The organism is Halopiger goleimassiliensis (genome assembly GCF_000455345.1).
Classification (GTDB): domain Archaea; phylum Halobacteriota; class Halobacteria; order Halobacteriales; family Natrialbaceae; genus Halopiger_A; species Halopiger_A goleimassiliensis.
Genome location: NZ_HG315690.1, coordinates 719,373 through 735,053 on the forward strand (window position 1 = coordinate 719,373; position 15,681 = coordinate 735,053).

Consider the following 15,681-nt stretch of genomic DNA (forward strand, 5'->3'; position numbering starts at 1 on the left):
GGCGTCCCGAAGCCCCCGAACGTGGCCCTTATGCGTCGCTCGTCCCTAGTCGGGAGCGATGACCGACGGGGACGTCGCGGCGTTTACCCACCTCGGATCGACGGTCCGTGGAGCCCTCTCCGAACGCGGGTTCTCGACGCCGACGGCACCGCAACGGCTGGCCATTCCGCCGCTCGCCGCCGGGCAGAACACGCTCGTGATCGCGCCCACGGGGAGTGGCAAGACCGAGACGGCGATGCTACCGGTGTTCGATCACCTCGTCGCGGACGAGGGTGAGCCGAGTACGTCGGGGCGATCCTCGTCGGAGGAGGCCTCCGACCGTGGACCACCGGACGGATTCGGCGCGCTCTACGTGACTCCATTGCGGGCGCTGAACCGCGACATGCGCGAACGCCTCGAGTGGTGGGGCGAGTACCTCGACCTCGAGGTCGACGTCCGCCACGGCGACACCACCCAGTACCAGCGGGGGAAACAGGCCGAGAACCCGCCGGACGTCCTCATCACGACGCCGGAGACCCTGCAGGCGATGCTCACCGGCGAGCGACTGCGCGAGGCCCTGCAGGACGTCTCCCACGTGGTGATCGACGAGGTTCACGAACTCGCGGCCTCGAAACGCGGCGCACAACTCGCGGTCGGACTCGAGCGGCTCCACGATCTCGCCGGACGGTTCCAGCGCATCGGACTCTCGGCGACCGTCGGCGATCCCGAGGAGGTCGGTCAGTTTCTGACCGGTGGCCGGCCCTGCGAGATCCGCGAGATCGACGTCGGGAGCAACGTCGACGTGACGGTCCGACGGCCGGAGATCACCGACGAGGACGAGGACCTGGCCGGGAAACTGATGACCGACGCCAGCACGGCGAGTCACGTCCGGTTGATCCGCGACCTCGTGGCGGAGCACGAATCGACGCTGATCTTCGTCAACACCCGCCAGACGGCGGAGGCGCTGGGCTCGCGGTTCAAAGAACTGGATCTCCCGATCGGGGTCCACCACGGCTCGCTCTCGAAGGAGGCCCGCATCGAGGTCGAGGACCGGTTCAAGGCCGGCGAACTCGACGGACTGCTCTGTACCTCCTCGATGGAGCTGGGCATCGACGTCGGCAGCGTCGACCACGTCGTCCAGTACAAGAGCCCCCGGCAGGTGACCCGGTTGCTCCAGCGCATCGGACGGGCAGGCCACCGCCAGGACGCCGTCTCGAGCGGGACCATCGTCACGACCCGGCCCGACGACACCTTCGAGGCGCTGTCGATCGCCCGCCGAGCGCGCGACGGCGAAGTCGAGCGGGCGGCGATCCACGAGGGGAGCCTCGACGTGGTCGCGAACCAGGTACCGGCGATCGTCCAGAGCCGGGGCGACACCCCCGTTCGCCAGGCCTTCGAGACGATCACCCGTGCGTACCCGTTCCGGCACCTCCCCGAGAAGACGTTCCGCGAGGTGCTCTCGGAACTCCATCGCAACCGGATCGTCTGGTTCGACGAGGGCGCAGATCGACTGGAGACGACCGGGGGCACCTGGCAGTACGTCTACTCGAATCTCTCGATGATCCCCGACGAGGAGACCTACGAGGTCCACGACATCGCCTCGAGCCAGCAGATCGGGACCCTGGACGAACGGTTCGTCGTCAACTTCGCCCAGCCGGGCGAGGTGTTCGTCCAGCGCGGCGAGATGTGGCGGATCGCCGAGATCGACGACGAGGAGGGCCGCGTGAAGGTGAGTCCGATCGAGGATCCCGCCGGCGAGGTCCCCTCGTGGATCGGCCAGGAGATTCCCGTGCCCGCCGCGGTCGCCCAGGAGGTCGGCGAGATCCGAGGCGTCGCACGACCGCAACTCGAGACGGGTGCGAGCGCGTCCGCCGTCGGGCGGGAACTCGCGGGTCGGTATCCCGCGGACGACGTCACCCTCACCGAGGCCTGTGAGCAACTCGAGCGCCAGGTCGAGAGCGAGTCGCCGATGCCGACGGCCGACCGGATCGTCCTCGAGCGCCAGGGCCGAACGATCGTGATGAACGCCTGTTACGGCCACGAGACCAACGAGACGCTCGGGAGGGTCCTCTCGGCCCTGCTGGGCCAGCGGGCCGGCTCCTCGGTCGGCCTCGAGACCGACCCCTACCGGATCGAACTCGAGGTGCCGAGTTCGATCGCGACCAGTGACGTTCTCGAGGTGCTCGAGGAGACCGATCCCGACCACGTCGAGACTATCGTCGAACTCGGCCTGAAGAACTCCGACGCGCTCGCCTTTCGGCTCGCACAGGTATCGGCGAAGTTCGGCGCGCTCAAACGGTGGCAGGGCGAGGGCTCGGGTCGGCTCTCGAACGACCGGCTCCTCGCCGCGCTCGAGGATACCCCGATGTACGAGGAGGCGATCCGGGAGGTCTTCCACGAGGACTTAGACGTCGAGCGAGCGAGCGCCGTGCTCGAGGGGATCCAGTCCGGCGAGATCGACCTCGTGACCCATCGCGGTCGGACGCCGGTCGGCCAGGGCGGGCGCTCCTCCTCGGGCAAGGAACTGCTCGCACCGGAAAACGCCGACGCGAGCGTGATCGAGACGGTCAAGGAACGACTACAGGACGATCGAGTCATCCTGCTGTGTACCCACTGCAAGGAGTGGAAGGTGACGACGAAGGTCAAACGGGTCGCCGACCAGCCGGAGTGTCCCGAGTGTGGCTCGACCCGGATCGCGTCGCTGAACCCCTGGGCCGACGAGGTCGTGCAGGCGGTCCGCGCCGACGAGAAGGACGAGGAACAGGAGGAAATGACCGAGCGCGCCTTTCAGGCGGCGAGTCTCGTCCAGAGCCACGGCAAACGCGCAGTGATCGCGATGGCGGCCCGCGGGGTCGGCCCGCACAACGCCGCCCGGATCATCAACAAACTCCGCGAGGACGAAGACGAGTTCTACCGGGACATTCTCACCCAGGAACGCGAGTACGCTCGGACCCAGTCGTTCTGGGATTGACCCCATCATATAAAATAACAAACCAATCCGGAACGGTCGTGTCGGACGTCCAATTTGTCACCACAGGCCTTATCGGGACAACTCATCTATAACGACCGATGGATTCCGGTCCCCCTACTCGCCCGGCCGAGAGCGATCGGTCCGCCGCGGCGACGACCGACCGGCTGGGGTCACTCCTCGAGGCCGCTGACATCGCCTCGTTCCGGCTCTCCCCGGACGGTACGCTCGAGGCGGTCAACGACGCGTTCACCTCGGTGACCGGCTACACGCGGGACGAACTCCTCGGGACGTCCTTTTCGCGGCTCACCGACGACGAGTCGCCGACGCCGACCTCGATCGTCGCGAGCGCGGAGACGACGCCGGTGACGAGGACGCTGTCCCTCCGGACGAAAGCCGGCACCGAACTCACGTGTGACGTTCACCTCGAGCGGGTCGACGCCGGCGACGGGACGACCGCCATCGACGGACTCGTCGATCGACGTCCGGCGGCGTCGGCGACTGTCGATGCGGCGGGGCTCACCTACGGGAAGACGTTCCAGGCGCTCGCCGACGCGCTCCCCGACGGGATTATCGTCCTCGATACGGACAGCGACGTCCAGTACGCCAACCCGGCCGTCGAACGCATCCTCGGCTACACGCCGGACGAACTGGTCGGCTCGAGCAAGGTCCGGATCATCCCGCCGCGGCTCCAGCAGGCCCACCTGGATTCGCTCCAACGGTATCTGGAGACCGGCGAGCGGAACCTCAACTGGACCTACGTCGAACTCCCCGGCCAGCACAAGGCGGGCCACGAGGTGCCGCTCGGCGTCTCGCTCAACGACTTCACCTACGAGGGGGATCGGTACTTCGTCGGTCTCTTCCGGGACATCTCGCCGCGCAAGGAGGCCGAACGAACCCTCCGGGCCAAGGTCGAGCAACTCGAGTCGGTCGCCACCCTCGGGCGACACGCCCTCGAGAACGAGGGGATCGACGACCTGTTCGACGGAACGGTCGATCTGGTGGCCTCCTCGCTCGACGCCGACCACTGCGCCGTGCTCGAAGACCGCGACGGGGAACCGGGCCTCGTGCCTCGAGCCGGTACCGGAGACGCGTTCGACGTGGCCGGCGACGCCCTCGAGGCGCTCGAGTCGGTCGCCGCCGAGGCGCTGGCCGCGAGCGAGCCGATGGTCGTCGAAGACGTCACGGGGGCCGACTGGTTCGACGAATCGAGTGGTTCCGCCGCCGTGCGAAGCGTCGCCGTCGTCCCGATCGGCGCGACGACGCCAACCGGCGTCGTGGCCGTCTGGAGCCCGACCGAGACGGCGTTTGCCGACCACGACGTGGACTTCCTCGAGAGCGTCGGCACGATCCTGACGACCGGCATCGAACGCCAGGAGTACGAACGCCGGCTCAACGAGACCGTCGACGAACTCGAGGCCTCGAACGAACGACTCGAGCAGTTCGCCTACGCCGCGTCCCACGACCTGCAGGAGCCCCTGCGGATGATCTCGAGCTACCTCCAGTTGGTCGAGCGCCGTTACGCCGACCAGTTGGACGAGGACGGCGAGGAGTTCATCGCGTACGCCGTCGACGGGGCGGAGCGACTACAGGCGATGATCGACGGCTTGCTCGAGTACTCCCGAATCGACACCCAGGGCGATCCGTTCGAACCGGTCGACCTCGAGGCCGTCCTCGCAGACGTCCGAACCGATCTGCAGGTGCTGATCGAGCAACACGATGCGACGGTCAGGGTCGAATCGCTTCCGACGGTCTCGGGCGACCCCCGGCAGTTGCGGCAACTGTTCCAGAACCTGCTGTCGAACGCGATCCAGTACAGCGGCGACGAGCCACCGCGGATCGAGGTCTGGGCCGATCGAACGGGTAGCGGCTGGGAGATTTCGGTCCAGGACGACGGGATCGGCATCGATCCCGACGAGATCCACCGGGTGTTCCAGGTGTTCCAGCGACTGCACAGCCGTGAGGAGTACGACGGGACCGGTATCGGGCTCGCGCTGTGTCAGCGCATCGCCGAACGCCACGACGGCGACGTTCACATCGACTCCGAACCTGGCGTCGGAACCACCGTGACGGTCACCCTCCCGGCAGCCGAGTGAGGACGTCGACCGCGGCCGACGGCCCACGGGAGCGACCGACACGATTCCGGCCCGTAACCCCGTCACACCGGTCAGATGGCCGAAAGCTATTATACCAAATCGTGCCGGATCTAGGACGATGCCATCTCAGACCGTGCTCCTCGTCGAGGATAGTGATTTTCTCACCGCCCACGTCAGCGAAACGCTACGATCGGAGCACGGATTCGATATCGAAACCGCCGAATCGGCGGCGGAGACGCGATCCGTTCTCGAGGACGGTGGAATCGACTGCGTGGTCACGAACTACGAACTCCCCGACGAGACGGGGATCGACCTCGCAGCGTCGCTGGCCGAGATCGGTGGCGCAAGCGACGTCCCGGTCGTCCTCTTTACGGGAAATTCGATCGAATCCCTCGCAGAGGAGGCCCTCGAGGCGGGCGTCTCGGCGTTCGTCAGCAAGAGCAGTCGGGCGTCGGGCGACATGAACGTCTTCGCCAATCGTATCCGGCTCGCGATCCAGGCCAACGAGTGACCGTTCGGGCTTCGACCGGCAGGACGACTGTTCTCGAGACGCTGGTACGGCGTTATTCGACGAATCGGTACTTCCGCTCGCCCATGCGACCCCAGCCGTCGAAGACGAACTCCTGTTCGGGGGTCGTGAACTCCTCGACGTCGACGTCCATCTCGTGGTTGTGGGCGTCGTGGATCTCCTCGTAATCCTCCCAGGACATGTCGTAACGCTCCTCGAGTTGCTCGTCGACGTTCAGGGCCTCGATCTCCTCGGCCCAGCTATCGCGGACGGTCTCGGCGTGGATCTCCGCCTGGGCACCGCTCCCGTAGGAGCCGACCAGCAGCCTCGACCCGGCCATCTCCTTGCCCGACTCGAGGGCCTCCTTGAGCGTGCTCGCGCGGGCGAGGTGGACCGATCCGGTGTACCAGTTACCGACTTCGCGGGAGATCGATAGCGTCGGCTCGATCGTCTCGGCGTACCACTCCCGGTACTGGTCAGTTTCCTTCAACGAATCCATGTAGTCCCGGAGTGCGTCGCGGTACGCCTCGTCGGAGTCGAACCCTTCGGGGCGGGGCTGGCGACCGATGTCCGCGGCGAGGTCGTCCTCGATGGACGTGTTGCGGATCACGTGGCGATAGGCCAGCAGCGCGGCCCTCCGGACCATCCCCGGGAACGGGGTGTGGAACGGTGCGTACGCGAAGTCGTCGGGGTGGACGGCCCCGGCGACGCTCTCGTAGTCCTCGAGCGCTTCGCGCATCCGGGCGAGATACACCTGGACGGAGCGCTTCCCGTCGACGGAGGGGAACTGCTGGTTGGGCTTGAGGAAGTCGGTCTCGTCGGCCGAACCGTAGCCCTGGTCGGCGGAGAGTTCGACGAGGTTCGGCTCCTCGTCGATGTACATCGCGACGGCACCGGCTCCCTGGGTCGCCTCGCCGGCGTCGCCGCGGGCGTACAGCGCCGTGTCGGTCGCGATCACCAGCGCCCCGCGGCCGCGGTTGCGCCCCGCCTTGATCCAGTTGTAGGCGTCATCGAGGCTCTGAGTCCCCGCGATGCAGGCGAACTTCCGCTCGCCCTTGTTCGCGTGGTGGAAGTCGCCCTCGAACACCTGCTCGAGGCAACCAGCGACGTACGTCGAAACCGGTTTCGAGTTGTCGAACGCGCTCTCGGTCGCGACGTCGATCCGACCGATGTCGTCCGGCTCGAGGCCCTTGCGGTCCATCAGCCGGTAGGCGGCGTTGGCCGCCATCGTGACGATGTCCTCGTAACTGTCGGGGAAGGAACTGGCGTTGAGCCCGAGCCCTTTCGTGTACTTCTCGGGATCTTCGCCCTTCTCGGGCGCGAACGTGCCGGGAAGATCGAGTTTGAGATTCCCGGTCCAGATCTCGACCGCGTCGATACCGACTGCTGTCATATGCTGTTAGTATCGACACAGCCATAAGGTATTGTCGTTTGCGGTTTCGACGATCGTCTAATACAGAGGCCGGTCTCGTCTGAGTTCGTCGTCACCCGCTCACAGTGGTCGTGAACGTTTCTCCGTCGAGCAGGATCGTCACCTCTTCGGTCGCCATATCCACGTGACCGCCGTTTCGGAACCGATCCAGCGTGATCGTCGCCGTCTCTCCAGGTGCGATGGTCGTCGGTTCGATATCGACGGGAGGTTCGTCGGAACCGATCCGAATCGTTCCATCGAAGACCTCGGTGCCGTCGATAGCGACGCTGTCCTCGACGCGATCCGCTTCCGTCGTCGTCCCCGAAATTCCGATGGTCTCGAGTACGAAGTCGGTTTCCCCCGCGTTTTGGACGTCTACCGCGACGATGCTGTGTTGATTGTTCGTCGTGCGGGCGTTCGTCAGGTCGACGTTGTCCTCGGACACCGTGACGTACGCGGCGTCCGAGGTCTCACCCAACCAGCCCGTATAGGTGACCGAAACCAGTCGTTCGCCCACGTCGCTGGATTCGGTCTCCCACGTCAACGTTACCTCCTCCTCGGCCGGTCTCGTCTCGACCGAGTCGCCGTCGACGGCGAGCGTTACGGTCTGACCGAAGCCAGTCGGTCCGTCGACTTCCGCCGTCACTTCGACGGTATCTCCGGCGACGACCGGCGAGTTCGTTTCAGTTATCGTGACGTCCACGACGGGATTCCCGTCCTCCGAAACGGCGACGCTGTCGACTTCCCCGTCCGGATCGTCTTCCGTGACGCCCCGGACGTCGATGGCCGGTTCGTCACCCGACTGGGTCGTGTACGTCAGCGTAATCGTCTCAGTGGCACCACCGGAAACGGTGGCCTCGGCACTATCGACCGGTTGATACGCCCCGTTCTGCTCGGTATCGACTTCGAGCGAAACCGTCTGGCTCTTCCGAGTCGTATCGAGATTCTCGACCTCGACGTCGACGGTGACGTCCTCACCCGTCTGTACGGAGTCGTCGTGCGGGACGACGTCGGTCACCACGAGGTCCGAGGCCGGCAGAATCTCGAGCGGTGCCGTCCGGACGTCCGCCGGATCCGTCCAGACGCCACGCGTATCCATCGCGAGCGCGCCGACGGAGTACGATCCCGCATCGACGTCCATCTCGTCGGTATCGACGACTGCAGTATCAGTACGCGACCGGTCCTCGCAGCTACTGTCGGTCGTCAAGCTACCCCACTCGATGATCCCGCTGTCGTCCTGAACGAACCAGTCGGATTCGCAGATCGGAACGCCGCCGCGTTCCCCTTCGGTGGTGGCACGTGCCGTCTCGCCCAGGTTCGTAAACTCGGCCCGCACCTCGACGGACTCCCCCGAGTAGACCTCGGAGGTGTTGAGACTCACGTCCGACTCCGGCCCGGGGAGCGTACCGCCGTTCGTCTCCGTCGAGTCGTCCTCGCCGAGTTCCTCGAATCCGTTACCGGCCGACGCACCGTCGCCGATACCGACGCGAGCGATCTCGAGATCGAACGCCTCGAGCAGTTCGATGACGACTTCGTTCTCCCCCTCGTGGACCTCGATCTCGGAGACGGACTCGGACTCGATTTCGTCCTGCCATCGTTCGACGTCCGTCGTCGGTACGGTCACCTCACTTCCGGCCTCGAGTTCGACCGTCCGTGGACCGTCGAGCGGTTCGATGGATACCGATTCCGCCCGCTGTCCCGTCGCGGAAACGTCGCCGTCGACGAGGACGAGCGTAATTCGCTCCTGCTGGACGACCTGCTGGGACCCCACGGAGACGTTTGCAGCGTCGAACTGGTTGTACACCAGCGAGTGTTCGATCAGCGTCCGCGGGCCGTCGTACTCGTGATACGCCGGTTCGTACGCCAGAAATCGCGTTTCCTCCTCCAGGGGCTCCCCGTTCGCGGGATCGATGGTCACGTTCGATGACGGCCGGACGGTCTCGAGGGTCCCGTCCGGATTCGGCGGATTCATCGCGACCGACCGCGTGGGGTACTGCGTTCCGAGGGTCACCGCCGTCGACCGGCTGCTATCGGTAAGCCCTGCAGTCAGGATGTCGTTCCGGAGTTCCTGGAGTTCGTTCTGGACCTGCTGGTTGTGGTCGTACTCGACCTGGTAGTTCTCCGTGGGGACGACGTTGACCTGGTACAACGCGAGCGCCGAAATGAGGATACCGAGCAGTAGCACGGCCCCCACCTGCACAGTGACGGCTCGCTCGCCCCCACGCCGCATCATACCGACTGCTAGGCGTACCTCCCTATACGCTTGTTGGCTCGGAAACGACGGCCAAAACGAACTCCCCTACTCGTCCTCTTCGACGACCTCCGGATCGCTCATCGCGCTCTGGAGGCTGTCCAATCCGTTGATCCACTCGGTCACGAGGCCGTACTCGAGGTCCTCGGCGATCTCCATATCGAGGTCCTCGCCGTCGATGATCAGCGTGCCGGCCTGAGCGGCGTAGCCGAGGGCGGCATCGAGGTCCTCCTCCGCTTCGGCATCGGCCGCCGCACCGAGGTAGTCGGCGACGCTGCCCTCCTCGGCGGGACCGCTGGCGATGAACTCCTCGGCGGCGAAGAAGACACAGACCAGACTCGTCTGGACGCCGTCGACGAGGATCAGTTTCTCCTCGTCCTCGATGTCGACCTCCCCGAGGACGATCTCGCGGACGTCCTCGATCTCCGAAAGCGCTTCCTCCTCACCGAGTTCTCCGTCGTCGTAGGCGGCGACGATCTTGGCGACGGCGATGGCCGTGTCGTCCTGCAGGTTCAACAGGAGCCGGGCCGAGTCCTCGTCCTCCGGATCGATGTCCTCGTCCTTGATGCGGTCGATCCAGTTCTGCCAACGTTCCTCCGAGTAGAACTCGGTCGGGGGATTGCTCATACAGACACCTACACCGGCCGCTTGAAATGCCTTTCTCTACCTTCCGATAAAGCGACGAGAGCTATTCGGACGGTTCAGGCCCGCTCGAGCGTGGATTCGGTGTCGATCTCGTACACCCGTTCGGGCGTCTCGACGTGGGCGATTCGGACCGCCTCGTCGTAGCCGTTCTCGAGCAGCCAGTCGACCCGGCGAGGAACCGTTTTCGGCCCGAGGACGGCACCCGGCCGATCCGGATCGTCCACGTAGTCGGTCTCCATCAGGAACGGCTCGCCGCGTTCGGCGGCCCGCTCGAGGCGGTCCTTGTCGCTCATCACGCTCGGGACCGGTCCCTCGAGGCGACCGGCGGCGTAGTGTTTGACCACCTTGTGGGCGGGGAGGCCGGCGTCCTCGGCCCACGCCGCCACGTCGGTCATCTCCTCGCTGGCCTCGGTGTGGAGCTGGACGGCACACTCGAGGTCAGCGCCGAGGTCGAAGGCGTGGCGCATGACGGCGTTGGAGGCCTCCCAGACGGCGTCGTCGACGTCGTAGTGGGGACGACCGGACTTGAGCGCGAGTGCGTCGCCGGAGTCGACGTACTCGGCCGCGACGTCGAGACCGGCCTGCATCAGGTCGCGGGCCTCGTCCGGATCGAACTCGCGGTCGTCGACGAGTCGGGAGATCAGACCCGGGTGGACCCCCAGGACGGGCCAGGCGCGACCCGGCAGTTCGGCCGACGCCTGTTCGACGATCTCGATAGTGCGTTCGAAGACGGACCGAAAGTCCTCGCCGGTCTCGGCCTCGACGCCCAGGTGCCAGGAGGGTTTGTTCACCACCAGCAGGTGCGTGCCGCCGACTCGAGCGAAGTCGCGGACGGCGTCGATGCCGCGGTGATTCTCCGGATCGAGGTGGAGGTGGTTGTCGAGGACCGGCGTCTCGTCGTCGATCATATCCGACTGTGAACGGGCGAGGCGTGAAAACGCTCCGACTTCGAACGGACCTGGTGGCGATATCGATCATCCGACGCGAACTGACACTATATCGTGCGTCGGTACTGACACTGCGGACAGTAGACCGTCTGCTGGTGGACGATCAACAGCGCCTTACCGCACTTGCACGGCCCGGCGATCGAGACCTCGTTCAGCTCCCGGACGACGCCGCACAACGTGTTCTCGAGCTGGTCGACCTTCCGTTCGGTGTCGTCGAGTCGCGCCTCGAGATCGCGGAGTCGCCGGGAGTGCATGTGGCGTCCTCGCATGGATGGTGGAGTGGACCGGGTGCTGTGATCCATGCCTGGATAACGACTCGTGGGCGATTAAGCGTATGGGAGGTAATAACAAGGAGCGACGATAGCCTGCGTCGGCTGGAGCGGACGGGGCGACCGAACGCGTCGTTCTCCGACCGGGTTCGTCGACGGCGCTGCCGCTTCCGATCGACGGAGGTGGCCGTGATACGGATCGCTGTACGGATGTACCGGAACACCCGCGGCCTGGGTCGCGGGTGCGCCGGAACAGACGGACGGTACCGAATCAATCGCCCAGCGTGATCGCATCGTCGGCCGCATTCCGGAGCGCATCGGAGCGCCCGTGTGACCCAGGGGCGATCGCGATCGTCTCGATGCCGACGGTTCCGGCGTGCTCGAGGACGGGTTTGAAGTCGGTATCCCGGGAGGCGATCGCGAGGCGGTCGATCGTGCCGTCCTGAGCGAGCGCGGTCGCGTCGACGGCGAGTTTGACGTCGACGTCGCCGCTGGTCACGACGACCTCGAACCCGCGGGCCTCGGCCGCCTGGATGAGTCCCGGCGTCGCGTGTTCGTCGAGGTAGAGCCGAATCACGCCGACGCGGCCGAGGTCGCGTGCGGCGTCTCGAAGGTCGTTGAGATCGACGTCGAACTCGTCACGGAAGACGTTCGGCCCGTCGACGAACAGGCCGACCGCCGGCTCTCGGTCGGGCGGCGAGGACCCGAAGCGGGCGAGACGGTCGCGAACGGCATCGAGCATGGAATCCGGTTTCGGCGGCCGAAGGATAGGTGTAGCGAAACGGGTCCGCCGCCGTTTCCCCCTTCGATCACGCCGCATGCTGGCGAAAACGCTCCACGAGTTTTCGCGTCCCGAAACGTTCCCTAAGCAGTGACGTTAATTTGTTCGTGGTTTATATGCCACTAGTGTTGTGAATGACAGGTTAAAATAGAAAATATGTCCAAATAAATTTCCTCAAGTTCGCGAAGTTTTTAATAATTTCAGGAATACCTGATTGTCGTCCTATGGCACCGAACACACCCCCGGACGACGATCGGCGATCAGTGCTCAAGGCCGCCGGCGCACTCGGCGCGTTCTTCGGCACGACCGGCGTCGCCAGCGCGGACGACGGTGGCTCTGAAGCGACCGAACTGCTAGTCGGGCTCTCCCCGACCGTCGACGACGTCGAAACCACTGTCGCGTCGGCCCTCGCAGGCGAGGGCTCTGTCGTCCACTCGAACGAGGTTCTCGGCTACGTGACGATCGAACTACCCGAAGAAACCCCCGAGACCGCCAAGGACCGACTCGAGCGGACGCTCGGGACGCTCGACGCCGTCGACTACATCGAAGAGAACGCGACCCTCGAGGCAGTCGCGACGCCGAACGACACCTACTACGGGCAACAGGACGCGCCCCAGCAGATCGGGTGCGAGGCCGCGTGGGATCGTACCTACGGCGATTCGGACGTCGTCATCGCGGTCGTGGACCAGGGCGTCCAGTACGATCACGAGGACCTCGCCGCGAACGTCGACGACCGTATCGGCGAGGATTTCACCGGCCGCGGTAGCGATCCGTATCCCGTCAACACGAACGAGGATCACGGGACCATCGTCGCCGGGATCGCCGCTGGCGAGACGAACAACGGGACCGGCCACGCCGGGATCAGCAACTGCTCGCTGCTGTGTGCTCGAGCGCTCGACGAGAGCGGGAGCGGCTCCCTCTCGGACATCGCCGACGCGATCCAGTGGGCGGTCGACCAAGGAGTCGACGTCATCAACCTCTCGCTCGGTGCCAGTAGCGGCTACTACACTCTGAAGAACGCTTGCCAGTACGCCGTCGAGCAGGGTACCCTGCCAATCGCGGCGGCGGGCAACGACGGCGGAGCCGTCTCCTATCCGGCGGCCTACGACTCCGTGCTCGCGGTGTCGGCGGTCGACTCGAACGACCGACTCACTTCGTTCTCGAACTACGGTGAGGAGATCGACGTCGCCGCACCGGGCAGCCGCGTCGTCTCGTCGGACCTGAACGACAGCTACACCCGTGCCTCGGGTACGTCGATGGCCGCCCCCGTCGTCTCCGGCGTCGCGGGACTGGTTCTGTCGCTGTATCCCGATCTCTCGGCGGACGAACTCCGGACTCACCTCCGAGAGACGGCCGAAGACGTCGGCATCTCCCGGCTCGCACAGGGATACGGGCGCATCGACGCCGATGCGGCGGTCAACACCGTTCCCGACGGCCACGAACCGGACGACGACGGGAACGAAAACGACGGAGAAGAGGACGACGAGGGCACCGAGGTCCCCGACGACCTCCTCGCGCTCGTCACCGAAGCCGACGCCGGAGCCTCCTACTACGACTTCGTCACCGACGGGCCGGTCGAGTTCGCCGAGGCACCGTACGAGAGTCCCTCCGGCGAGGAGATCAAAGGCGGTACGTGGTCCGGCGATACGATCGACGAAACCGGCGACGGCACGTGGGCCGTCAGCGGCGGCACGAGCACGGGCCACGGCGACGCGTACCGACTCGAGGGTGCCGTGACGGCGATCGATCTCGACAACCCGTCGGAGATGTGGCTCGAACTCGGCGGCGAGCGGATGACGCCCGAGGAAGTCATCGAAGCGACCGGCGGGAACGACAGCGACGACGGGGACGACCGCGACGACGACCAGCAGGACGACGAGAACGACGGGAACGACGGCTGTGGAACCGAGACGAAACGGGTACAGGTCGAGGACAGCCTCAGTAGCGGCTGGTGGGGATACAGCGACCGCTGGACCTACTCGCTCCAGACGGCCGATCCGTGTGGGGGAACGATCTCGATCGACGGTCCGTCCGACGCGGATTTCGACCTCTACGTGACGACCGACGGCAGTCGTCCGTCCCGCTCGAGCCACGACGCGGCCTCGACCGGCAGCGGCAGCGACGAGTCGGTCACGGTGGATCTCGACGACGCCGACTCGATCCGCGTCCTCGTCTACGCGGAGTCCGGGAGCGGCACCTACACGCTAACGATCGAAGAGAACGGCCGGTAACCCGGTCGGCAGGCGCGAATCGACGTTACGGTCGGCCGCACGCACGAGGCGGTTTCGACCGATCGCTATCGTTCGTCATCCGTCGTTTTTCCGAACGCTACTCGGTCGACTCGAGCGTCTCCCGAGCACGAGTCTCGGCGCGCTCGAGCACGTCCCGGACGGCGAGCGACGTCTCCGCGGCGACGGCGAGCGCGTCGTCGTACTCCGCGCTGACGTCGTAGACGTCGCCGTCGGCGTCGCTGGCGACCTTCACCGATACTTCGTAGCGGTCGCCGTCGACCTCCAGGGAGACGGTCTCGAACGCTCGGTCGGCGATCCAGCGATGGGTCACGCCGGCGTCGCGGACGCCGAGCGTGCCGGTCTCCTCGGCGAGCGCCCGGGCGACCCGCTCCCGATCCGCGGGCCGGCAGATCACCTTCACGAGGTGGCCGGGCCGGGACTTCTTCATCGTCGCCGGGAGGATGGAGACGTCTCGTGCGCCCGCGTCCGCGAGCGTCTCCTGCAGGCCGCCCAGCACCTCCGGCGTCGCGTCGTCGAGGTTCGTCTCGAGGACGGCGACGTCCTCGCGGACTAACTCGCGGCCGCCGTCGCCGACCAGCACCCGGAGGACGTTCGGGTGTGGGTCGAGATCGTAGCCGCCGGCACCGTAGCCCGAGGCCTCGAGGTCGATCGATGGGAGCGTCTCGACGCCGTCGGCGAGGTGTCCGAGGATCGCCGCGCCGGTCGGCGTCAGCAGTTCCGCATCGACTGGGCCACCTCGCAGAGACCAGTCCGCACGCTGGGCGATTTCGACGACTGCGGGCGTCGGCACGGGGTACTCGCCGTGGCTCATCCCGACCGTGCCGCCGCCGGTCGACAGCGGCGTCGTGACGATCCGATCGGGGTCGAGGTCGTGGACCAGCAGCGTCGCCCCCACGACGTCGGCGATGGCGTCGTCGGCCCCGACCTCGTGGAAGTGGATCTCCTCGAGCGACTCGCCGTGGACGGCCGCCTCGGCCTCGCCGAGCAGTTCGAAGATCGCCAGCGCGTCGCGCTCGACGGGATCGGGAAGGGCCATCCCCTCGACGATCTCGCGGACCTCGAGGTAGCTCCGGTGTGGGCCGTGTCCTTCGGCGTGGACGTGGCCCTCGTCATTGTGGTCGTGATCGTGATGGTGGTGATCGCCGTCGTGCTCGGAGTGTCCGTGCGTATGGCCGTGATCGTCTTCGGCGTGCGTATGGCCGTGATCGTCTCCGGCGTGGCTGTGCTCGTGGTCGCCATCGTCGTGATCTGCGTGGCTTTGGTCGGCACCGTCCTTCGGATGGTCGCGTTCCGCCGATCCCTCCCCGGTAAGGTAGACGTCGACCATCGTCGCCGAGATGCCACACTTGACGGTCTCGTCGACGTGGTACTCGACGGGGAGCGCGTCGGTGACGGCCTCGAGGGCGTCGGGATCCGCGCCGGCGTCGAGGAGCGCGGCCAGGATCATGTCGCCGCTCGCGCCCATGCGACCGTCGAAGGCGAGAACGTCCATATCTACCCCCGGGGCGACCAGGAGTAAAAAGCCATCCACTCCGACGCCGGACGGTCGTCATGGAGGTGCGATCGCCCGACTC

The 15,681-nt window shown here is 66.1% G+C and carries 11 protein-coding genes; 4 read left to right on the forward strand and 7 right to left on the reverse strand.

From position 1 onward, the window contains the following. Positions 1-58: 58 nt before the first annotated feature. From TX79_RS03545 to TX79_RS03555, 3 genes are all read left to right on the forward strand, one after another. Positions 59-2,950 carry a DEAD/DEAH box helicase gene (locus TX79_RS03545; RefSeq protein ID WP_049925774.1) on the forward strand — a complete coding sequence of 964 codons (2,892 nt, stop codon included), beginning with the start codon at positions 59-61 and terminating at the stop codon, positions 2,948-2,950. Between the two features lie 98 nt (positions 2,951-3,048). Continuing rightward, positions 3,049-5,043, forward strand: coding sequence for a PAS domain-containing sensor histidine kinase (locus TX79_RS03550; RefSeq protein WP_049925775.1), 1,995 nt, complete (start codon positions 3,049-3,051; stop codon positions 5,041-5,043). A 118-nt stretch (positions 5,044-5,161) separates the two neighbouring features. Continuing rightward, entirely contained in the window at positions 5,162-5,554 is a 393-nt protein-coding gene (locus tag TX79_RS03555) for a response regulator (RefSeq protein WP_049925776.1), read from the forward strand. A 52-nt stretch (positions 5,555-5,606) separates the two neighbouring features. Here the strand turns inward: TX79_RS03555 and hmgB are convergent, their stop codons facing one another. From hmgB to TX79_RS03585, 6 genes are all read right to left on the reverse strand, one after another. Continuing rightward, the gene (gene hmgB, locus TX79_RS03560; RefSeq protein ID WP_049925777.1) at positions 5,607-6,944 is read right to left on the reverse strand and encodes a hydroxymethylglutaryl-CoA synthase; all 1,338 of its coding nucleotides are present in this window, start codon (positions 6,942-6,944) and stop codon (positions 5,607-5,609) included. 91 nt (positions 6,945-7,035) lie between these two features. Then, positions 7,036-9,195 (reverse strand): hypothetical protein, encoded by a 2,160-nt coding sequence (locus TX79_RS03565; protein WP_154660450.1) that lies wholly within the window; start codon positions 9,193-9,195, stop codon positions 7,036-7,038. Between the two features lie 66 nt (positions 9,196-9,261). After that, positions 9,262-9,840 carry a DUF2150 family protein gene (locus tag TX79_RS03570; RefSeq protein WP_049925779.1) on the reverse strand — a complete coding sequence of 193 codons (579 nt, stop codon included), beginning with the start codon at positions 9,838-9,840 and terminating at the stop codon, positions 9,262-9,264. 74 nt (positions 9,841-9,914) lie between these two features. Then, positions 9,915-10,766, reverse strand: a complete 852-nt coding sequence (locus TX79_RS03575; RefSeq protein WP_049925780.1) for a TatD family hydrolase — start codon at positions 10,764-10,766, stop codon at positions 9,915-9,917. An 86-nt stretch (positions 10,767-10,852) separates the two neighbouring features. Continuing rightward, positions 10,853-11,059 carry a hypothetical protein gene (locus TX79_RS03580; RefSeq protein WP_230198534.1) on the reverse strand — a complete coding sequence of 69 codons (207 nt, stop codon included), beginning with the start codon at positions 11,057-11,059 and terminating at the stop codon, positions 10,853-10,855. Between the two features lie 286 nt (positions 11,060-11,345). Continuing rightward, complete coding sequence (locus TX79_RS03585; RefSeq protein ID WP_049925782.1) at positions 11,346-11,816, reverse strand: NYN domain-containing protein; 471 nt, start codon at positions 11,814-11,816, stop codon at positions 11,346-11,348. 263 nt (positions 11,817-12,079) lie between these two features. On the opposite strand from TX79_RS03585, the gene TX79_RS03590 reads away from it, so the two are divergent. After that, on the forward strand, positions 12,080-14,086 hold the full coding sequence (locus tag TX79_RS03590) for a S8 family peptidase (RefSeq protein WP_049925783.1): 2,007 nt from the start codon (positions 12,080-12,082) through the stop codon (positions 14,084-14,086). Between the two features lie 97 nt (positions 14,087-14,183). Here TX79_RS03590 and larC read toward each other — a convergent pair whose 3' ends face one another. Then, positions 14,184-15,599 (reverse strand): nickel pincer cofactor biosynthesis protein LarC, encoded by a 1,416-nt coding sequence (gene larC / locus TX79_RS03595; RefSeq protein ID WP_049925784.1) that lies wholly within the window; start codon positions 15,597-15,599, stop codon positions 14,184-14,186. Positions 15,600-15,681: the final 82 nt, after the last annotated feature.